The organism is Rheinheimera sp. B2H12 (assembly GCF_059620065.1).
The window spans coordinates 1,544,611-1,565,875 of sequence record NZ_CM184363.1 but is presented as its reverse complement, the minus strand read 5'-3'; the positions used below and the strand labels follow the sequence as shown (position 1 = coordinate 1,565,875).

Sequence of the window (21,265 nt, the reverse complement as noted above, 5' to 3'; positions counted from 1 at the left end):
CCGAAAGCCGGGCTCGCCGTGACGAGTCCGGCCCACATCGACGGTCGTAAATATCCGTTGGCAGTCCGGGTCTGATTGCGACAGTACTATTTGGTTGTAACGCAATGGAAAAACTAATGTCTGACTTTGTTTGCCCGCTCTGCCAGCAACCCAATCAATGCCTGGCTGGCACAAGCCGGGTCCAGCATTGCTGGTGTATGCAACAACAATTCCCACCCCAGTTACTGGCCAAAGCCCCTGACCAAATCAGCTGTATTTGTCAGCAATGCCTGCAACAAGCAAAGGTCACAGTTGCACAGCCAGAGCAAGCAGTGCAGCTTTTTATGCCAGATCAATCCGATGAGCTTACGACAGCAAAGTTAAAGACAAATCTCTGACCACAGGTGGTTCGGCTTGCCAAAACTACCGCTGATTTTCCTCCGCTGGTCGCAGACACTTTGCCTAGCGAGCAGCGTCACAGCAATTTCATGATAGGCTGATTTGGCAAAAAAAAGCTGGCCATTTGAAGCCAGCGCCACTTACACTTCACTCTCAGGAATCAGCAATGCGATTAACACCCTGGATGACGTTATCATCCGTAATACTGCTCAGCGCTTGTGCTGCCACCACAGCCAGCAATAAGTCAGCCAACACCACAGCTGCGACCGCAGCCAGTCCAGTAACAACTGCAGCAGTCAAAGCCGACGCCAACAGAATTGCTGCCCATATGGCGTTTCTGGCCGACGATAGCCTGGAAGGCCGTGATACCGGCAGCCGCGGTCATTTGATAGCCAGCCAGTATATTGCCAGCAACTTTCAACAACTGGGCTTGCAACCAGCGGGTGATAACCAGCAATTTTTCCAGCAAGTGCCGATGAAAAAAAGCATGTTGGTGAAAAACAGTAACGAACTGGTCTTTTACATCAATGGCAAAGCGCAGAAACTGGCTTATCCAAAACAATACTTCACCAGCGCCAGCGGCCATCAGGGCAAAGTCAGCGTCAACAATGCTGAACTGGTATTCGTCGGTTATGGTCTGGTGTCGAAAGAGTTCGGTATCGATGACTATGCTGGTTTAGATGTGAAAGGCAAAATTGTCGTGGTATTACCGGGCCGGCCAAGTTCATTGCCAAGTGAAGAAGCTGCCCATATTGGATCACAAAAACAACAGCTTGCCGCTGAACATGGCGCTGTAGGTGTTTTTACCCTGCATACGCCAATTGAAGAAAAAACCCGGCCTTATGCCAACAGCCTGATGTATTTAAATTCGCCAAGAGTGCGCTGGGTCAATCAGGATGGCTCTGAAGCCAATGATTATCCACAGCTTCAAGCCGGTGCTTACCTGCATATGGATGCCGCTAAAATGTTGTTCGAAGGTGCACCACAAAACCTTGAGCAAATTTTTGCCATGCTGGAAAAAAAGCAAAGTCCTAAAGGTTTCCCGTTAACTGCTAAAGCCAGTTTCAGTCGTGAATCAGAACATAAAACTATTCAGAGTCAGAACGTCGCTGCAGTGTTGCCAGGTTCTGATCCGCTACTTAAAGATGAATATGTGATAGTGACTGCTCACTCTGATCATATTGGTATCGGCAATGATTTACGCTCAAAAGATAAAATCAATAACGGTCTGATGGATAATGCCGCCGGTGTCGCTATTTTGCTGGAAACAGCAAGGCTCTACCACGCCAATCCGGTCAAACCAAAACGGTCAATCTTATTCCTGGCGGTTACCGGTGAAGAAAAAGGTCTGTTAGGTGCTGATTATTTTGCTCATAACCCAACCCGCCCTATTAAATCCATAGTCGCGAACGTCAACCTGGATATGCCGGTGTTGTTATATCCATTTGCCGATATGATAGCTTTTGGTGCCAACCATTCATCGCTGGGTGCGACTGTGGAACGAGCTACCGCCAACCACGGCATTAAATTAAGCGCCGATCCAATGCCGGAACAGGCCATTTTTACCCGTTCAGATCACTACACACTGGTGAAAAAAGGCGTACCTTCAGTATTTCTGATGACAGGTTTTACCTCAAAGGATCCAAAACAAAAAGGTGGTGAAATCTGGGGAAAATTCTTCGCCAAGCACTACCACAAACCGACCGATGATATCGCCGGTTTAACCAAAGACTTTGGCCCTATCCGCTATGACGCTGGCGCGTTATTTGCCGACATCAACTACGATATCGCGCTGGAGGTTGCCAACGCCACCGAACGTCCGGTTTGGTTAAAACAATCATTCTTTGGCAAGGTATTTGGGCAGGAGTATAACAAGCAGCAATAAGTTGTTTGGAGCTACCCTCGAAGTGGCTGGTTTTAAAAAATAACCAGCCACTTCAACAGTCAATTTCAGCGTCTTCTTTTGTGCTCAGTCTTAGGTTTGCCGCGACGCGGCACCCTATTCCAGTTAACCTTTACACAAATGCACTGTCACTTCTTCCCGGTCGTGATACAGGTGCTTGGCCTGAAAGATCACCCGCATGCCGGCTTCGTCAAAACGGGCCTGCATTTGTGCCAGTACTTCCTGCAGGGTTTCGTAGCGTTTTTTCATTGGCAATTTCAGGTTAAAAATACTTTCCTGACACCAGCCGTTGATCAGCCAGTCACAAATTAACTGGCCAACGCGCTGCGGTTTTTCAATCATGTCGCAGACCAGCCAGTGCACGTTACGTTTTTCCGGCTGAAATTTAAAACCATCGACCTGATAATGTTTGACCTGACCGGTATCCATCAGTTTCTGATCCATCATGCCGTTATCAATGGCAACCACCATCATAGAACGGATCACCAACTGATAGGTCCAGCCACCCGGACATGCGCCCAGGTCCACTGCGTTCATGCCTGAACTGAGCCTGGTGTCCCATTCATCACGCGGAATAAACTGTAAAAATGCTTCTTCCAGTTTCAGCGTACTACGACTGGGCGCATCATGCGGAAACTTCAGCCGGCGGATACCATTTTCCAGTTCGCTGCTGTTTTCCGGATAAGACAACGCCAGATAAGCTTGCTGACCAGATAACATAAACAAATGCAGCACAGGTGCCCGCGACTGTTGTTTTGGCAACATCACGCCAGCCTGCCGCAGGCTTTGCCGCAGTGGGACTGTCAACTTTCTTGCGAGCGTGGATAATTCTTTACCTTCATTGGTATCCGGATATTCAACCCGAATTTCACCACAAGTGGTTAATTCTGCCGCCAGCGCCTGCGCTACCACGGCACCGACTCTGTCACCGGCCGGGAAATCGATTAACTCGCCGACCAACAAGGCCCATTGCCGGATAAACACCAGTTGTTCAAACGGAAAATCCCGGAAAAAATTGGCCAGTGCGGCACTGTCATAAGCCTCGAACAGCACGAAAGCACTGTCATTTTTCAGTTTGCAATAACCGAAGACACCATGCTGTCCCGCTTTGTCCTGAATTTCTGCCGCACATTCTTTTTCAAAACCAGCGCGACAATAAAGTAAAAGTTGTTTCATGTTATTTCCTGATCCAGGGCGTGACAGCCAGCAACAGCCAACTGACTAACAGCAACTGACCGCCAACCGGCGCCAGCTGCGAAAAATGCATCGGCAAAGTAAAAATCCCTGCCCACACTGTGTATACAAATAGCCAAAGGCCGAAATGAAAACCAAAGGCCACCAACAACGGCCATAATCTTGCTACCAGGCCGGACTGCGCTCCGGACGGCGCTGTGACTCGCTGCAACTGCCACTGACTCAGCAGCAGTAATGCCAGCGTCTGAAAAGCCAGTACTGCAGTACTGCTTAGCAAGGAAGCAAAGGCACGGCTATCCAGGCTATGGCTAAACAAATGCGAAATTGCTGCGGACATGCCAATCACCACTGCGCCATAACAGGCGGCCAGGGAAAAACTAACTTGCCAAAATTTTTGCATCGATAAACTCTCTGGTCTGTGCTGCCGCCTGTTGAATTAACTGTGCCTGCGTCAACTGCTGTTTTTTCAAGGTTTGCAAATCATGATCGCCACCAGCTAACCATTGCAATTGTAGCGCTGGCCAATTGGCCTGCTCAGCAGGCGTAATCAAATCAGGTCCGCCAAAGGCATCCCTTTGCCCTTGCAACAGCAAGGTCGGCACTGTTAACTGTGACAAATGAGCCACCCGACCGGATAATTCCGGCGCCGACAAAGGTAAGTGTTTTTTGGCCGCTGGCCGAAACGGATAACCGTAAACCACCACCGCAGCCACTGCAACTGGCTGGGGCTGACCGTCTGCCAGCAGCAAAGTTGCCAGTCGCCCTCCCATCGATTTACCCGCCAACAGCAGCGGCAAGTCGTTCGGTAACTGTGCTAACCAGCCTTGTAATTCCTGCTGTAATACTGCCATTTTTGGCGGCGGTTGCTTTTGGCCTTGCAACGACTTTTGCATATAAACAAAATTTCTGGCCCAGACTTCCACGCCAACTGCGGCTAACTGTTGTGCCAGTTGGGTTAAAAACTCACTTTGTACCGGCGCACCGGCACCATGACAAAGCAACAATCGAGCTAGCGGTTTTGTTGCCGGGTAGTTCAGCCATGGCGCTGACTCGGCATCATCAGTTGTGATGAGCCCAGTCATTAGTCAGTCACTGCGGCAATATTAAATTGCTGCTCTTTAAAGTCTTCCTGCTCACGCTGCACCAAGGCGTTCATCCAGTGCCGGAAAGCGGCAATTTTGCCAAGTTCAGCCTGACTGTCACGACACACCAGATAATGGGCATCTTTGGTTTGCAACACATGATTAAAAGGCACAATCAAACGGCCGGAATTAATATCCGGCTGCGCCAGCACATTATGCGCCAATGCGACGCCCTGGCCATGAATAGCCGCCTGCAACACCATAGCGCTATGACTGAAAATCGGTCCCTGATTGACATTAAAATGCTTAAAACCCTGACTGGTAAACCAGGCTTTCCAAGCGTCTCTGGTGGTGTCATGCAATAAGGTATGATAGCGCAAATCAGCCGGCTCATTCAGCGGTTTGGCACGATTGAGCAGCATCGGCGAACACACTGGTAACAGATATTCAGTATGCAGTTTGTCAGCATGCAGATTACGCCAACTGCCGCGACCATAATAAATTGCAACATCGACATCATCGGTCAGCGAGCCTTCTTCCGAATCAACGGCCCGGATCCGTACGTCGATATCCGAGTGCAACTCACTGAATAAACTCAGCCTCGGCACCAGCCACTGAATGGCAAAACTCGGCTGCAGACTGACCGTCAACGAGCCTTTGGCACCACGCGCCAGCAACTTCTCAGTGGCTTCGTGCAACTGCAAAAAAATTTCTTTAATATCAAGAAAATAACTCTGGCCTTCTTCGGTCAGCAACAAAGAGCGGTTTTTCCGCATAAACAGCTTCAGACCTAAATGGTCTTCCAGTGCTTTGATTTGATGACTGATGGCGGCCTGAGTGACAAACATTTCTTCAGCCGCCTTGGTAAAACTTAAGTGGCGGGCTGCAGTTTCAAAAGCTTTTAACGCATTAAGCGGAGGTAACCGGCGCGCCATAACTCACCTATGAGAAAAAAATGGCTTAAGCTTTGGCCTGCGGCACATAACCTTCGACTGTGACATCCTGTCCCTCAAACAAAAACTGCTGCATCTGCTCTTCCAACAGTTTGCGATGCTCCAGATTCATCATATTCAGTTTCTTTTCGTTAATCAGCATGGTCTGCTTGGCCTGCCATAAGGCAAATGCTTCTTTGCTGATATTGTCGAAAATCTTTTTGCCAAGTTCACCCGGATATAACTGAAAATCCAGTCCGGCTGCTGTTTTTTTAAAATACTGACAAAATACTTCGCGTGCCATCATGCTGCTCCTGCTCAGGGGTAACTGAAGGTCCGCTGCCAGCTATTAACCGGCAGCAGGCCGTTGAATGGCGAGCATTGTAATCTATTTTGCCAAGCTATGCTCAAGTGGCAAAGGCGATGCTGACGAATTACTCTTTGCTGCCGGTGCTCGACTCGATAAAAACCCGGATTGGTGCCGGTAAACCAATGTGCTGCAATTGCTCAGTGTTATACCAACTGCCATTCGCTGCTTCCCTCACCTCAGCAGTGGCTGCAGGGTGCGGCGTCCAGACGGTGGCATTCAATTTGTAATGGGTGAACTGATGCACAAAGCCGCCTTGCTTCTGTGCCTTAGATAACAAGGTTGAATCAGCTTCGACCTGAGGCAAGGACCAAAGTGACGCCCAGATCCCCGGTGCCGGCCTTTTTTGTAAAAACAACAAACCATCCTGCTGCAGCCATAAAAAATGGCCGTCTTTGGTAGGTACCGTTTTTTTTGCTTTCGCCGTTGGCAGGCTATCCAGCCGGTTTTGCAGCAGCGCCTGACAACTGCCGGCCAGCGGACATTGCTCACACAGCGGTTGTCTGGGTTTACAAATAGTCGCGCCTAAATCCAATAAACCCTGGGCAAAACTGCGGCATTGCGTCTGTGGCGTCAATTGTTCCGCCAAAGCCCAGAGTTTTTTATCCACCGCACTGCTGCTGGTGACGCCTTCAATGGCAAAATAACGGGCATAAAAACGCCGGACATTACCATCCACAATAGGGCCATATTGATCATAAGCAAAAGACATAATAGCCCCTGCGGTATAACGGCCAACCCCGGGCACCGCCAGTAACCCGGCCAGCGTGGCTGGAAATGCGCCCAGCCCGCTGATATAAACCGCCGCTTTGTGCAGGTTGCGGGCCCGGGCGTAATAACCCAGGCCCTGCCAATGCGCCATCACGCTATCGTTATCGGCGCCAGCCAATGCCTCAATAGTCGGAAAAGATTGCATCCAGCGCTGGAAATAAGGGATCACAGTACTGACTTGAGTCTGCTGCAACATCAGTTCTGACACCAGCACCCGATACGGAGTCACTTGCTGCTGCCAGGGTAACTGATGGCGGCCATGGCTAAGTTGCCAGTTAACTACCTGATTTTGAAAAGCTTTGACTTCTAACTGCGTTAACATAACAAAATCCTGTGAATTGCAGGGCGGCAGTCTAACCCGCAATTTTGCTGCTGCCAATGCAAAGTCGGTTGAGTAGCGCTGCGTTACAACGCATAATGTGCGCCGCAAAAAATTCCCGCCGGAGTGTCCAATGACCAAAGCAGAAACCCATTTAACCGCTGAAGTTGTCAGCGCTGAGCCGACTGACAATGCTGAGCAGCCTAAATATCTGCGTCGTATCCGTAGTTTTGTGCTGCGTGAAGGCCGGCTGACCAAAGGCCAGCAACGCAGTCTGGAACTGTTCTGGCCAACTATGGGTCTGGAACATCAGGCACAGCCTTACGATTTCAGCCAGGTGTTTGGCCGCAGTGCTGATCTGGTGCTGGAAATTGGTTTTGGCATGGGTAAATCACTGGTCGCTATGGCAAAAGCAGCGCCTGAGCTGGATTTTATTGGCATTGAAGTGCATAAACCTGGCGTTGGTGCCTGTCTGGGTGAAGCCGAAGCAGAAGGTGTCAGTAACTTAAGGTTATTTGAACATGACGCGGTCGAAATTCTCAATGACAGCATCGCCGATAATAGCCTGACGACTGTCCAGTTATTTTTTCCGGATCCATGGCATAAAACCCGTCATCACAAACGCCGTATTGTGCAGATGGAATTTGTGCAATTATTGCGACGTAAACTCAAACTTGGTGGTGTCTTTCATATGGCGACTGACTGGGAAAATTATGCCGAACATATGCTGGAAGTAATGAGCGCAGCTGAAGGTTATCAAAACCTGGCGACCGATCAGCAATATGTACCTCGCCCGGATAACCGGCCTTTAACCAAATTCGAAAACCGTGGTGTCAAACTTGGCCATGGCGTCTGGGATTTAATGTTTAAGAAGATCAATTGATGCTGACCCCGCAAAGCCAGTTAATACTGCGCAATCAAGCTGATTTAACCGGTAAAGTGTTGCTGGTTGAACCTATGGCCGATGATTTAGCCCGTGAGCTGAGTCATGCCGACGGCAGTTTGCAGTTACATTGTTATACCACAGATAAAACTGTGGCGACGTGCTGGCAAGCGCAAAGCCAGGCACCTTGTTATTTTGCCGCTGATTTAGCCAGCACCGATATCGCTACCACAGTGTTTGACACTGTGGTGTTATTTTATCCAAAGAGCAAAGAACAGCTTGGCTTTACCCTAGCGCAGCTGGATGGTTTGATCAGCGCCGACAGCCAGATTTATCTGGTAGGTGATAACAAAGGCGGCATTAAAAGCCTGGTCAGTCACGCTGAAAAACTCGGCCTTGGCGCGCACAAACTGGATAACGCTAAACACTGTTTATGGTTTGCCTTAAACGACTTAGCAGCGAAACCTTTGCCAAAAGTAGCGATGCAACAGTTTGGATGTACTGTACCAGGAACTGTTCCAGGTACTGTTCCAGGAACAGTTCCGGCGAATGGCGGGCAACATAGCCTGAAGTTTTGTTCACTGCCTGGCGTATTTAACCACGGTAAACTGGATGCCGGCACTTTATTGCTGCTGGAAAACTTAAAGCATATCCAGCAAGGCAGAGTACTTGATTTTGCCTGTGGTGCCGGTATTGTCGGTTGTTATTTGCTCAAAGCTCAGCCAGGACTGCAGATGTTCAGTTCTGATGTCAGCGCATTAGCAGTCGCCAGTACCAAAGCAACTTTTGCCTTGAATCAGCAACAAGCCACTGTGTTGGCGGCAGATGGTTTGCCAAATGGCACGCCGTTATTTGACCATATTGTCAGTAACCCGCCATTCCATACCGGCTTAAAAACCGACTACAGTGTGGCGCAGAAATTTATTGATGAAAGCAAAACGAAGTTAACCAGTGGCGGCACGCTGACATTGGTTGCCAACGCCCATTTACCTTATGCCGACTGGTTAAAAACGGCTTTTGGTAATGTAAAAGAACTGGCCAGACGCCAGGGTTTTGTGGTGTATTACTGCCGGAAAAACTAGCATCGCCCGGCAACTGAAAGCAGCGTTATTTCAGTTGCCAGCCTGTGCGGCTAGTCTGCCAGCACTATTTGCCGTTGTTGATACAAACCCAGATACTCCTCATCGCCGAAGCATAAAGCTGGCACCAGATACAACTTTCCAGCCTCAACCCAATAAATGGCGTTTTGCTGAAACTGCCTTGCTAACGCCAGCGCCCGGCTTTTTTCACATAACACAGCCCAGCTTTTTTCCTGAAAACTCAGATCCGGTGAAGAACCGATAATAGCACGGTAGGGCAGTTGATGCAGATCAAGATGGCTTTCTAATTCACAGTCTAATCTGAGATTGTGTTGCGGATGCTGCACTGCACCAGCCGGATTTTGTGCACTGATGATGGCAAAATCGATCGCATCGCCTAGTGGCTGATAGCAGATAAATACACTGCTTTTATAGCTTTCCCAAAGATCCATCACCGGCTCCTTTCAGCTGCTGTGCAATAACAGGGTATCAGGCTGAAATGACAGTTGTGGCAGACTGCTTTCAGCCGCAATTCACTATAAACGGCCAGAACAAATTTGTCAGGCCGGTTTGCTTAATTTAATGAAAGTGCATAACATCAAAGACCTAACTATTTGACATTCATAAAGCTTTACTGGACGGAATCATGAAGCCTTTACTGCGCACGACATCCATCAAAGGCGCCCTCAGTTGGGTTGTGATGCTGATCTGCAGTATCACCCTGCTCGCTTCGCTGACGATTTCATCGTTGCAGGATATTAGTTTCCAGAAAAAGAAGCTGGTCGATCAGTTGCATGCTTATGCCAACATACTGGCATTTAATTCCCGCACCAGTATTTTGTATGACAATGCCGAGATGGAAGATGGCAGGTTAAAATCTTTTGAAGCTGTCGATATTTTATACAACATTCATATCTATAAATTAACCGCAGAAACCAACGAACTGAGTTTTTTTTCCAGCTATAACAAAAGGGATGTCGGTCCATATCCGACTCAGTTTGACAATGTCGAAACTTTGCTGGAGCCGCATTTTGACGGTGATGTGATAGAAATTACCAAAGCGGTCGAATTTGAAAATAAAATTATTGGCTATGTTTATTTGCGAGCCACGCTGGGTGAATTAAATAAATACATGCAAAACAGGATCTTGTTTGATTTGTTAATTGCAGTGATTGCCTTGTTCTGTGCATTTTTAATCAGTATCCGGCTACAAAAACGTTTTACCCGCCCGATTGAAAATCTGCTGGCAGTAGTGCAAAAAGTCACCAAAGAAAAGAGTTATTCCATGCGCGCCCCTGCTGCCGAAATTGAAGAACTGCATATGCTGGGCCGGGCTATCAACAATATGCTTGATCGGATTGAGCAACAATTTAACAAGGTGCAACAGGCGGAGCAGGAAATCCGGCAGTTGAACCAGGGGCTCGAGCATAAAATTAACGAGCGGACGCTGGCACTGAAAAGTTCGAATCAGGATTTGCTCAACACGCTGGAAACCTTGCACCAGTATCAGAATCAAATTGTTGAAACAGAAAAAATGGCCAGTCTTGGCCAAATGGTGGCTGGGGTAGCGCATGAAGTCAATACCCCAATTGGCTTGGGTGTTACCGCCTCAACCCTGATGCAGGACAAACTGGCGGATATTCAAAAAGCCTTTGATGAGAAAAAGCTGACCTCATCACAACTGGCTAAATTCCTTGCAGAAAGTAAAGAAAACCTCGGCATCATCTACCGTAATCTGGAAAGAGCAGCCAGTTTGATCCGCAGTTTTAAACAGGTTGCAGTTGATCAGTCGAATGAAAACCGCCGGCAATTTAATATGTTGCAACTGATGAACGAAGTGCTGTTGTCGCTGCGGCCCAATCTGAAAAAGACCCAGCATCAGGTGCTGCTCGAATGTGAACCTAGTCTGGAAATCGACAGCAAGCCTGGTCCCATTAACCAGATTTTAATTAATCTGATTATGAATAGTTTAATTCATGCCTTTGAAAACAAAGAACATGGTGTGATTAAAGTGGTGGTCACAGTGGCAAACAGTCGCTGTTATGTGCACTATTCTGACGATGGTGCAGGCGTGCCTGAACATATCAAAAAACGTATTTTTGATCCTTTTGTCACCACCAAAAGAGGCGAAGGCGGCAGTGGTCTGGGCATGCACTTAGTGTATAACCTGGTGACACAAGCCTTAAATGGCAAAATCACGCTGGAAAGTACCCTGGGCCATGGCATCGATATTCAGTTTGATTTTCCGGTGGTGATTAAATCTTCGGCAGCACAACGGCTATAAAATAACGCCGATAGCCGCCAAAATCTAAGCTATTCATTTTCAAGTCGAATCCGTAATTCATCCCTTCTTTTATTAGTCTCGGCTAATTGTTAACAAATTTTCTTGTTAACAATTGGACTGCCAGCTATAATTGCAAAAAAAATGACAACCAGTTGTCATTTCAACAGTTTCGACCCGTATAAAAAACCAACACAATTTACATAAGGTTCATCTCCCATGCAGACGCCTGTGATATTGATCGTAGAAGACGAGGAAGTAACACGCTTAAACCTGGTCAGCCTGTTTCAGGGTGAAGGGTATGAGGTGCTGGAAGCTGTTAATGGTGAAGACATGCATCAGCAACTGACGGATAACACCGTCAATCTGATCGTGATGGATATTAACCTTCCGGGTAAAAACGGCTTGATCCTGGCGCGGGAGCTGCGCCAGAAAGAAAACATCGGTCTGATTTTTCTGACCGGTCGTGACAGTGAAGTCGATCGTATTCTGGGTCTGGAAATTGGTGCCGATGATTACCTGACAAAACCATTTAATCCGCGTGAACTGACCATTCGTGCCCGCAACCTGTTAAGCCGCACTGTGGCTCAACCTGTGGTGGAAGAGCATAAAAGTGTGGTCAGGTTTAACGGTTGGACTTTAGATGAAAACAGCCGCAACCTGACATCACCAAAAGCTGTGTCACGCCGTTTACCCAAAGGTGAATACCGTGCTCTGCGTTTGATGCTGGATACACCGGGTAAAATTTTCACCCGTGAACAGTTAATCCGGCATATGACGGGTCGTGATCTGCGGCCAAATGACCGTACTGTGGACGTGACCATCCGCCGTATCCGCAAACACTTTGAATCAGATCTCGACAGCCCTGAGCTGATCAGCACTATTCATGGTGAAGGTTACCGTTTTGTTGGCAAGCTGGAAAAATAACAGCGCAGGAGCAGCGCGGACTTGAGTCCTGCGCAGTTCCTGATTAAAAGTGAGCCGCCTTTGCTCAGCTGTTAATATTGTTCGACAAACTCATGTAGAGCGGCCAAGTGCCGCTCTATTGTTAAGTGATATTCGATTAACTGTCGTTCCATGCCCTGCCACTGTGGCTGTTCCTGCAATTCCAACTGTTTCGCTTGCTGCTGTACCCACAATAATCCAACCGATGCCGCTGCCCCTTTCAGTTTATGCGCCGCTTCCTGAAATTCCGGCAATTGTTGTTGACTGGCAGCTTCCAGCATTTTGTTGAGATAACCAGGCAATAATTGCTGAAATAATTGAATACTGCGTTTGACTGAGTTTTTGCCAAGTGACTGCAGATAGTCCTGTAAGGTGGCCGTATCAAGCACGGTATCGCTGCTGGCACTGGCCGGATTGACTTTAGCTCGCACTGAGCTTGGCGAGAATAACTGGGCTAATACATGATCAAGATTGGCGGTATTGATAGGTTTCGCCAGAGAACCCGCGATCTGCAGTCCTGCCAGTTGCTGCTCAGCCTTACGCACATTCGCACTTAACACCACAATCGGAATTTGCGCCAGATGCGACTCTTCCTGCATAAATCTGGCAATTTGATCGCCGGTCATATCCGGCAATTGCATATCCAGCAGCACCAAATCAATGTCATCTTCGGTTTCCAGCAACGCCAGCGCATCTTCACCGGTTTCGGCATGGATCACGCTATGACCGCGCTGCTCCAGTAAATTAATGGCGATGTCTGCATTGAGCGGCACATCTTCCACCAATAAGACGGTCAGACTTGGGCAATTGACGACCGGCAGTTGGTCAGGCTTGGCCATCACAGCAGTAGGTAGTAACACTAAAAATTCACTGCCCTGATTTAATTGACTGCGCAGGCCAATACTGCCGCCCATCGCCTCTGCCAGCGCTTTTGACACCGACAGGCCAATACCGGAACCAACAATACTCATCCGGCGACCATCACTGGATTTGTAATACATATCAAAAATCCGATTTTGTTCTTGCGCTGAAATACCGATCCCTGTGTCTGTGACTGTAAAAGCCAGCTGTGCCTGATCTGCCTGCGGGCGAAATTCGCAGGTTAAACTAATAGTGCCTTTGGCAGTAAATTTGACGGCATTACTCAGTAAGTTCCACAAAATCTGCCGTACCCGGGTCGGGTCTAACCGGATATAACCCTCAAAAGGCTGTAACCAGTTCAGCCTGAACTGCAAACCTTTTTGCTGACAAATGAGTTCAGCAAAATTAGCGATATCACCAACAAATTGCGACAAGGCGACACTTTGATAAACGATATCCAGATCTTGCCGGTCAATTTTATCTAAATCGATAATATCGTTAAAAATATTACCTAAGGTTTCAGCGCTGCTGAAAATGGTATTGGCCCAGCTACGCTGCTCTGACTGCAATTGGGTTTGTAATAAACGCCGGGTTAAACCGACAATACCATTCAGTGGCGTGCGTAATTCATGGCTCAGCGTGGCGATAAATTTGCCTTTGTCCTGATAGGCCCGTTCCAGTGCTTGTTCGGCTAGCTTGCGCGAAGTGATATCACGACCAAAGCCCAATAAGCCGATATAACGGCTTTGATTGTCATAAAAAGGCACTTTACGCATTTCAAACCACATCACCTGACCTGCAGCTGTGATGTATTCCACATCCAGCGTCAACTCGGCCTGATGTACCGATACTTCGTGGTCGGTCAGAATGGCTGCCGGCGCCATATCGGCAGCATAAATTTCCGAAGGGAAACGTCCAATCAGCTCTGCTGCTGACTTGCCAATCAGTTGTTCAAACATTTTATTGCAACTGGCGAAACGGCCGGTTTCATCACGGTAGTAAAATAAATCCGGCGAGCTGTCGACAATGGAACGCATTAATAAACTTTGTTCTTCCAGTTCTTGTTGGGTTTTCTTACGGCCGGCAATTTCTTTACGCAACTCATCAATAGCCCGGCGTTTGGCCTGAAAAGCTTTTTTCCGCTCTTCGATTTCAAAGTTCAGCTGACGGATATTTTCCTGCAAGTTCTGGTTCAGCAAGGTTTCCTGCCGTGCCGAATCCTGCAGATAAAACATAGCCGCATCCAGATGTTTCACCAGATAGAGCAGGCTGAACACAAACAAAGGTGCGGCCACTGCCGCAAACAACAAGGCACCGGCTACCATGTCCCAGCGGACTTGATTGTGCAGGATCAAACTGGCCGCCAGCGTGATCAAACCACTGCCGACCAGGATAAATAACACTGTCAGACTACCAAGCTGGAACCATCCCCACAGTTTTAACACTGTGGCCAGACGATGCACCCAGCCATAAACCGGATATTGACTCAAATTAACTCAACCTCTGTCAGCACAGTAAAGCGCTATAACGTCTGGAGCAATACTCCCATATTTTGGTACGAACAATATACCTTATGCTGACCATTTTGCTGATACTGTCCGGCACGACTGCTGGTTTTTTCATCACGTTGTAAGGTCAGTAACCATGGACCTGACTTTGTCTGCAACTGCTGCTGTAACTTCGCCGCCTGACTCTGACAGAGCTGGCTGGCCAGTTGCCGGTATTTGTCAGTGCCAAGCGCATCGCTTTGAATCACAGCTGGCTTGAGATCCGGCTGACTAAATTGGCCAGCCGCTGGCAACAGCGACTGCTTCCAGGCAGCGGGCTGGGCTCTGAGTCCAGCCTGGCTCAGACTGAATTCATCTTCCCGGCTAAAATAATGACTTTGCATCTTTAACCGCTTGCCCGGCTGAAAGTTGCTGTCAGCGGCGCGTTCGGCGACGTAAACCCCTTCCCGCCCCAGCACCCGGAAATGCACCTGTTGGGTCTGATCTGATCGCGCCAGCAAAGCTGTGGCTTCATCAATACCAAAGCCAAAGCGGGCGCCAGTTTGCGCCACCAGTGCTAATAACCGCCCTTCGCGGCCGCGTTCAGAAAAGTGGGTGTCCAGCACGCCCCATGGAAATAAACCCAAGCCACCCTGCGCCTGATAGGTCAGGCTGAGCTCCGATAAACCAGGGCCGCAACTTTGATCAAAGCGACAACCAGGCAAAGGTGCTGGCGCTGCCACTGCACCTTGCATAAACGCCGTTTCACTCTGACCATTGCTGATCATCACAGTGGCTTGCTGTAAATAACTACCACCTGCCTGGACTGCAGTGCCAGCACTGGAGCCTGCCATGATCAATTGACCGGCCTTGATTTGCTGCCGGATCAGCCTCAGCGCGGCACTGTCCTCGCCGGCTGGCGTTTTCAGTGCCAAATAAGTCAAACTCTGATTACCGCCATTAATAAAAATACCATCGGCCTGGTGGATCAAGGCCAGCGCAGCGGCTTCACCTTGCTGGCAAAATGTCAGTTGTTGCGCCATCAAATCCGGATACACGGCTGAGCGCTGATAACTCCCCTGTAAGCTGGCCAGATTACGTTCAAAATCTGCACAACCATTCGCTTGCGCCACACTCGCCTGATATGCGGCATTTAACGGTAACCAGCTGGCATCAGCGCCTAATTGCCGGAATAAATCCAAATAAAAATCGACGGCAGCGAAGGGATCACGGCCTGAAGCCGCCAGCAACAATATTTTGGGTTTAGCGGCTTTTTTGCGTCTGGCTGCCTGCCGAATAAATTGCTGATATAGCTCCAGCGAAAACGGATCTTTACTCAGTGCCGGATAAACCCGCTCGGTCAGCCGTGGCCCGCTGTCGGCGCTGAGTTGCAACACTTCTAGTTGGTCCAACATTAAATCAAACTCGGCATTCGTCAGTTCGGACACAACGGCTGCCCCTGTAGTTGCTTGCTCAGCAGCCATAGGCGTGAACGACTGCGCCCGCAGCGCGCTTAGCAAATCGTGCTCGGTCAGCTCGCCTTGCGCTGATTGCTGCAGTTGCCGTAGCAGTTGCACTAGCTGTGAGCGCAACAACTGACGGGGTTCCGACCACAAGGCAGACTGCTCAATGCGCAAGATGGCCTCAGTACTGACGACAAACAGATTGCTGCTTTTAGCGGCGTCTGCCGGCAATGGCGTACGGCAATGCTGCGGCTGCATCGAAGAACATATCGACAAACCGCCACCCATCAACATCAGATCATAACTTTGGTGCCGGAGATTTTCTTTTGCCAGCAACGGACTTGTCAGCAAGCCAAGCAACAACAGCGGGTAACGGAATTTTTTCATCAGCACTTTCTCACTTCGCTTATGAACTACAGCAAAAATTAAATTAGCAAAAGCCAGAGTAGCTGGTCTTGACATCTTTGCCAATTCAAAGTAATTGTTAATGCAATCGTCCTTCTCAGTGATAACGAAGCGGATTTTTATGCTGAAAAAAGCGCACCGACTCGATTGCTATCACTACTCGTCCTACTACCTGTCGGAGTGGTTTAACGAGTAGCCAACAGTCAGCCAACGTAGGTTAGGCTGGCGGGAAGCTATTCCTGTAAACACCACAAATCAAATAAAACCATAACGATAACTCAGTCTGGCTTGAGCGTATTGCAGCACGCGATATTCAGCCGGACGGAATTCAGGCAGGTACGAGCATGTTTAAATTTTCTGCGTTAGCACTGGCAGTGGCCGGTAGTTTTGCTGTGCATTCAGCTGTTGCTGTGGCACAACAGGCAAATGATGACAAGTCGATTGAGCGGGTCGAAGTCACAGGCTCCAGACTCAAAGGGGTGGATTTGGAAGGCACCCAGCCTTTGGTCGTGTTATCGGCCGAGGACATCAAAAAATCCGGCGCCAGCAATCTGTATGAATTACTGAAGGATGTTGGCCAGCTCAGAGGCGGTTCCGGCACTTTCTCCACCTCCGAAAGTGGCGCCGGTTCCAACGATACCCCGGCCGGACAAGCCGCTGCATCGCTGCGTGGTTTAGGCCCTTCCTCAACCCTTACCTTAATCAACGGACGGCGGGTGGCAGCGTCCTCTTTCGCCGCCGGCACGGAAAATTTTGTCGATATCAACTCCATTCCGATGGCGGCCATTGAACGGGTTGAAATTCTGGCAACCGGCGCCTCAGCGATTTATGGTGCAGATGCGGTGGCTGGTGTCATCAACTACGTGCTGAAAAAAGATTATCAGGGCGCTGAAGTTAATCTGCATTATGGCGATTCCACCGCCAGCACTGATGAAAGTAAAAAAGGTTTGAATCTGGTGTTTGGTCATGACTTTGAACAGGGCAATTTAACCGCTTTTCTGGATTTATATGACAAGAACAGTTTTGCTTATCATGACCGGGATATGACTGCCAATACCTGGTCTTTGTCGACCCGCGGCCAATATGGCAGTGTCCGCTATACCACTTCAGATTTTAAAGATCCGGTGAGCGGCGAATATGTTGGTTTTGCTGATCCGGCTTGTCCGGCAGCGCTCATAGTGGTCACAGATGCGGAATTTGGCGATACCGCCTGCGGCTATAATCCGAATCAGGATATGTTGTTTAACCCGGCGCTGACATCAAGCTCGGCTGGTTTTATCTATACCCGGCAAAGCGGCGATGTCGAATGGTTTAATGAAGTATTTTACAGCCGCACTGAATCTTCGGCTCAGAGTACGCCAGCCAATTTTGCCGATTTACAGGATCAGAGTAGCTGGATCCAGGCCGCAGCAAACAATCCTTTGATTAAAAACAATGCCGTACTCAGCCGATTGATTTATCCCATTCGTGGCACCAGCCCGACTGGACAGCGGGTACAGGTGGCCGAAATTCGCGGCCGTTTTTTAGCGCCGCGCCAGCTCGAAATCAGCACAGATGCTTACCGGATAGTCTCAGGCTTAAAAGGTGAACTTGGTCGCTTTAGCTGGGAAGCGGCACTGAATTACTCCCGCAGCAGCTCAGATCAAACCGCAGTCAGTGGCATTTATAACAGATATAAATTTAATGCCGCTTTATTTGGCGAGTTATGTGCAGATGGCAGCACCAATTGTGCCCCAAGCAACAACGGCTTATGGTTCAACCCTTTTGGCGGCCAGCAGGATAATCAGCAAGTCGTCGCCCTGATGCAGGAAAACCCGCAGCGGCATGGTAAATCAACGGTGCTGGCCGCCGATCTGCGCCTCAATGGCGATTTATGGCAACTCCCGGCTGGCACTGTCGCTTCGGCGTTTGGGCTGGAAGTCAGGCAGGAAAAACTGTCTGATCAACCTGATTTGATGGCTCAATCCAGATTTGAACGCAATTATCTGGTTGACGTGATTGGCTTTGGTTCCAGCAAATCCACGGCGGATCGCGATCAAGCCGCTATTTATGCTGAATTATTTCTGCCACTGCTGACCACATTGGATCTACAACTGGCTGGCCGGCTTGATCATTATGCCGATTTTGGCAGCAGCTTTAATCCCAAAGCGGCGCTGAGCTGGCGGCCGGTTGCAGAGTTAGTGCTGCGCGCTTCTGCCGCCACCTCTTTTCGCGCACCATCACTGACTCAAGGTGGTGTTGAGCTGCGTACCACCAGCAGTACCGCCCGTTGTCTGACTGAATTTGCTGCTATTTACTGTGGTGGTGATGCCGGTGGCGAGCTGAATCCAAATACACTGGAGCTTGGCAATCCGGATCTGCAAGCCGAAGAAGCCACCTCTTATAGTGCTGGCTTTGGCTGGAGTCCGACCGACAGCAGTACGCTGGCGGTGGACTATTGGCAATTTGAGCATAAAAAAACCATCGGCACCGATCTGGAAGCAACCTTATTAAACACTCTGACCGATCCTAGCCTGCGGTTTTGTGGCCTGGTTCCGGCCGACCAGATTGGTATTTCTTTTACCCAGCAAATGTGTGATGCCTTGCAGCTGAAATCCGGTTTCAGCCAGCCGCTGGATCAGGTGCTGACGGCCTGGCAACAAGTGGATCGGCGGGCCCGCAGTCTGCCGTTATTCCGTGACCATATTCTGCAGCTAGCAAACACCGGTAATCAGCAAACCAAAGGCGTGGATGCAAGTTTCAGCCAGGTGATTAGCAGTGAACTGGGTAACTTCCGCCTCAGTGCTGATGTCACCAGGTTAATAAGTTTCAGCCGCGAGCGGGGGGCATTTGCCGGCACTGAGCAATTGGCTGGCGCCTTTCGTTATCCAAAGATATTGGCAGGCATGAAGCTACGTTGGGATGGTGAACATTGGTTTGCCGGCACCAGTGTCAGTTATACCAGTGATTATATGGATGAAATCGCTTTGCTTGATCCGGCTGATATCAGCAAGCTGGCGGCTCAGGGTATCAAGGTCGATCGGCGGATCCCATCCTGGACTAAAGTCAATGCGATGCTCGGTTATCAATTTAGTCAGGCGCTGACGGTGACTTTAAATCTGGACAACCTGTTTGACCGGCAACCGCCTTTTGTCTATGGCCGCTATAAAGATGTCGATTTGCTCAATCACGATGTGCTGGGTCGCAATTTCCGGCTGCAAGCCAGTTATAAGTTCTGACGCTAGCCGAGGGAGTTCACTCCCCTGTTAAGCGCTGGTTCGTTGCGCTGCGACTTTGCAGCCCTGGCCTTTCAACGGGCACCAGCACAACTGGTGCCCTGTGACAAAGTACCGGCATTCAACTGCCGCTGAAGATGGTGAATTCAAATGTCAAATCCTCCAATGTCAGCCCCGGCCGACAGCAGAAAAGCGCAGCCCGCCGGCGAAAACCAGGCTGGCACGGCCCCAGCGGGCGCGATGGCGATGCCGGATGCGCTGGTGATCCTGTTTTTTGTGATGCTGTTGGCAGCAGTGGCATCGCATTTTATTCCGGCAGGCAGTTTTGCCCTGACCACGCCGGAACCAACCAGTAGCGGCCAAGCCAGACTGGATCCCAACAGTTTTAGTTATAGCCCCCAAGCCAATACCGCAGTAGTGCTGTTTGCCGAACCTGGTCAATTAGGCTTTCTGAACTATGCCTTTGAAGGCATGGTATCCGGCGATCGCAATGGTGCAGCTATTGGCGTAATGGTGTTTATTCTGCTGACTGGCGGTGCTTTTGGCATCATCATGCAGTCCGGCGCCATCCACAATGGCATTCTGGCCCTGGTACGCCATACCAGGCAGCTAGAGTTATTGTTTATTCCGTTGTTATTTGTGCTCTTTTCGGCTGGTGGTGCCATTTTTGGCATGGGCGAAGAAGCGATCGCTTTTTGTATTGTGTTACTGCCGCTGCTACTGGCGCTGGGTTATGACGCCATTACCACAGTACTGGTGACTTATATTGCCACCCAGATTGGTTTTGCCACCAGTTGGATGAATCCGTTTAGTGTCTCGATTGCTCAGGGCATCGCCGGTTTACCTATTTTATCCGGTACTGAATTCCGTCTGCTGTGCTGGCTGGTATTTACCTTAGCCGGTCTGTTATTTACCCTGCATTATGCCGCCAAGATTAAGGCACAACCGGAAAAATCATATAGCTATCATTCTGATTTAAAGCTGAAAAACCAAATTCAGCAGCAACAACTAGCACACAGCACTTTTAACTGGGTCGACCAGTTGATCCTGCTACTGTTTGTCAGCGGTATCGGCTGGATCATCTGGGGGGTGCTCAGCCGTGGATATTATATTGCCGAAATCGCCAGTCAGTTTTTCAGCCTGGGGATTGCCACCGCCATCGTTGCAATTATCGGTAAGCGCATGACCATGAATGGTGCAGCCGAGGCCTTTAAAAAAGGTGCCGCCGATTTATTACCAGCCGCGCTGATTGTCGGCATGGCCAAAGGCATAGTCCTGCTGCTGGGTGGCGATGATCCAACCCAGCCCTCTGCACTCAATACCTTGCTGTATCTGGCCAGTCAAAGTTTTACTGAACTATCCCCTTATCTATCGGCCTGGTTGATGCTGCTGTTTCAGTCGATATTCAACTTTTTTGTCACTTCTGGCTCAGGCCAGGCCGCGCTGACCATGCCACTGGTAGCACCGCTGTCGGATTTAATTGGCGTCTCGCGGCAAATTGCGGTGCTGGCTTTTCAACTGGGGGATGGTTTAACCAACTGTATTGTTCCAACGTCGGCATCGTTAATAGGTTGTCTTGGTGCGGTACGACTGGACTGGATGCAATGGGCCCGTTTTGCCTGGCGCTTGCAGTTGGGGTTATTTGCGCTGGCCAGTCTGGCCGTATTGATTGCAGTTGCGGTCGATTATCGCTAAGGAAT

At 49.4% G+C, this 21,265-nt stretch carries 17 protein-coding genes; 8 read left to right on the top strand and 9 right to left on the bottom strand.

All coding sequences use genetic code 11. From position 1 onward, the window contains the following. The first annotated feature begins 116 nt into the window (after positions 1 to 116). Positions 117 to 377: a cysteine-rich CWC family protein gene (locus AC53GJ_RS06970; RefSeq protein WP_496731851.1), complete on the top strand. Its 261-nt coding sequence runs from the start codon at positions 117 to 119 to the stop codon at positions 375 to 377. A gap of 167 nt (positions 378 to 544) precedes the next feature. Beyond that, complete coding sequence (locus tag AC53GJ_RS06965) at positions 545 to 2,263, top strand: M28 family metallopeptidase (RefSeq protein ID WP_496731850.1); 1,719 nt, start codon at positions 545 to 547, stop codon at positions 2,261 to 2,263. A gap of 123 nt (positions 2,264 to 2,386) precedes the next feature. Here AC53GJ_RS06965 and rlmM read toward each other — a convergent pair whose 3' ends face one another. The 6 genes from rlmM to mutY all read right to left on the bottom strand — a co-directional run bounded on the left by rlmM (position 2,387) and on the right by mutY (position 6,949). Next, positions 2,387 to 3,457, bottom strand: a complete 1,071-nt coding sequence (gene rlmM, locus AC53GJ_RS06960; RefSeq protein WP_496731849.1) for a 23S rRNA (cytidine(2498)-2'-O)-methyltransferase RlmM — start codon at positions 3,455 to 3,457, stop codon at positions 2,387 to 2,389. A gap of 1 nt (position 3,458) precedes the next feature. Then, a complete protein-coding gene (locus AC53GJ_RS06955; RefSeq protein WP_496731848.1) occupies positions 3,459 to 3,875 on the bottom strand; it encodes a hypothetical protein in 417 nt (138 codons plus the stop codon). After that, positions 3,853 to 4,557 carry an alpha/beta family hydrolase gene (locus AC53GJ_RS06950; RefSeq protein WP_496731847.1) on the bottom strand — a complete coding sequence of 235 codons (705 nt, stop codon included), beginning with the start codon at positions 4,555 to 4,557 and terminating at the stop codon, positions 3,853 to 3,855. Before AC53GJ_RS06950 ends, AC53GJ_RS06955 begins: the two co-directional genes overlap by 23 nt. Further along, a complete protein-coding gene (locus tag AC53GJ_RS06945; protein ID WP_496731846.1) occupies positions 4,557 to 5,492 on the bottom strand; it encodes a transcriptional regulator GcvA in 936 nt (311 codons plus the stop codon). The genes AC53GJ_RS06950 and AC53GJ_RS06945 overlap by 1 nt, the downstream gene beginning before the upstream one ends. Positions 5,493 to 5,517: 25 nt before the next feature. Continuing rightward, entirely contained in the window at positions 5,518 to 5,793 is a 276-nt protein-coding gene (locus AC53GJ_RS06940; RefSeq protein WP_496732775.1) for an oxidative damage protection protein, read from the bottom strand. 130 nt (positions 5,794 to 5,923) lie between these two features. Next, the gene (gene mutY, locus AC53GJ_RS06935) at positions 5,924 to 6,949 is read right to left on the bottom strand and encodes an A/G-specific adenine glycosylase (protein WP_496731844.1); all 1,026 of its coding nucleotides are present in this window, start codon (positions 6,947 to 6,949) and stop codon (positions 5,924 to 5,926) included. 130 nt (positions 6,950 to 7,079) lie between these two features. Here mutY and trmB point away from each other — a divergent pair, with 130 nt between their 5' ends. Together trmB and AC53GJ_RS06925 are read left to right on the top strand one after the other, a co-directional pair. After that, positions 7,080 to 7,829, top strand: a complete 750-nt coding sequence (gene trmB / locus AC53GJ_RS06930; protein WP_496731843.1) for a tRNA (guanosine(46)-N7)-methyltransferase TrmB — start codon at positions 7,080 to 7,082, stop codon at positions 7,827 to 7,829. After that, positions 7,829 to 8,911 (top strand): class I SAM-dependent methyltransferase, encoded by a 1,083-nt coding sequence (locus AC53GJ_RS06925; RefSeq protein ID WP_496731842.1) that lies wholly within the window; start codon positions 7,829 to 7,831, stop codon positions 8,909 to 8,911. The genes trmB and AC53GJ_RS06925 overlap by 1 nt, the downstream gene beginning before the upstream one ends. Positions 8,912 to 8,961: 50 nt before the next feature. Here the strand turns inward: AC53GJ_RS06925 and AC53GJ_RS06920 are convergent, their stop codons facing one another. Next, entirely contained in the window at positions 8,962 to 9,360 is a 399-nt protein-coding gene (locus AC53GJ_RS06920; RefSeq protein ID WP_496731841.1) for a DUF3293 domain-containing protein, read from the bottom strand. 194 nt (positions 9,361 to 9,554) lie between these two features. Between AC53GJ_RS06920 and AC53GJ_RS06915 the strand changes: the two genes are divergently transcribed. Then, entirely contained in the window at positions 9,555 to 11,192 is a 1,638-nt protein-coding gene (locus AC53GJ_RS06915) for a sensor histidine kinase (RefSeq protein ID WP_496731840.1), read from the top strand. 216 nt (positions 11,193 to 11,408) lie between these two features. Further along, positions 11,409 to 12,116 (top strand): two-component system response regulator ArcA, encoded by a 708-nt coding sequence (gene arcA / locus AC53GJ_RS06910; RefSeq protein ID WP_496731839.1) that lies wholly within the window; start codon positions 11,409 to 11,411, stop codon positions 12,114 to 12,116. A gap of 71 nt (positions 12,117 to 12,187) precedes the next feature. Here arcA and AC53GJ_RS06905 read toward each other — a convergent pair whose 3' ends face one another. Both AC53GJ_RS06905 and AC53GJ_RS06900 read right to left on the bottom strand, forming a co-directional pair. Beyond that, positions 12,188 to 14,485, bottom strand: coding sequence for an ATP-binding protein (locus AC53GJ_RS06905; protein WP_496731838.1), 2,298 nt, complete (start codon positions 14,483 to 14,485; stop codon positions 12,188 to 12,190). Between the two features lie 32 nt (positions 14,486 to 14,517). Beyond that, positions 14,518 to 16,332: a cyanophycinase gene (locus AC53GJ_RS06900; RefSeq protein WP_496731837.1), complete on the bottom strand. Its 1,815-nt coding sequence runs from the start codon at positions 16,330 to 16,332 to the stop codon at positions 14,518 to 14,520. Positions 16,333 to 16,694: 362 nt separating this feature from the next. On the opposite strand from AC53GJ_RS06900, the gene AC53GJ_RS06895 reads away from it, so the two are divergent. Further along, positions 16,695 to 19,568, top strand: a complete 2,874-nt coding sequence (locus AC53GJ_RS06895; RefSeq protein WP_496731836.1) for a TonB-dependent receptor domain-containing protein — start codon at positions 16,695 to 16,697, stop codon at positions 19,566 to 19,568. Positions 19,569 to 19,715: 147 nt separating this feature from the next. Further along, positions 19,716 to 21,260, top strand: a complete 1,545-nt coding sequence (gene yfcC / locus AC53GJ_RS06890) for a putative basic amino acid antiporter YfcC (RefSeq protein ID WP_496731834.1) — start codon at positions 19,716 to 19,718, stop codon at positions 21,258 to 21,260. Positions 21,261 to 21,265 lie beyond the last annotated feature (5 nt).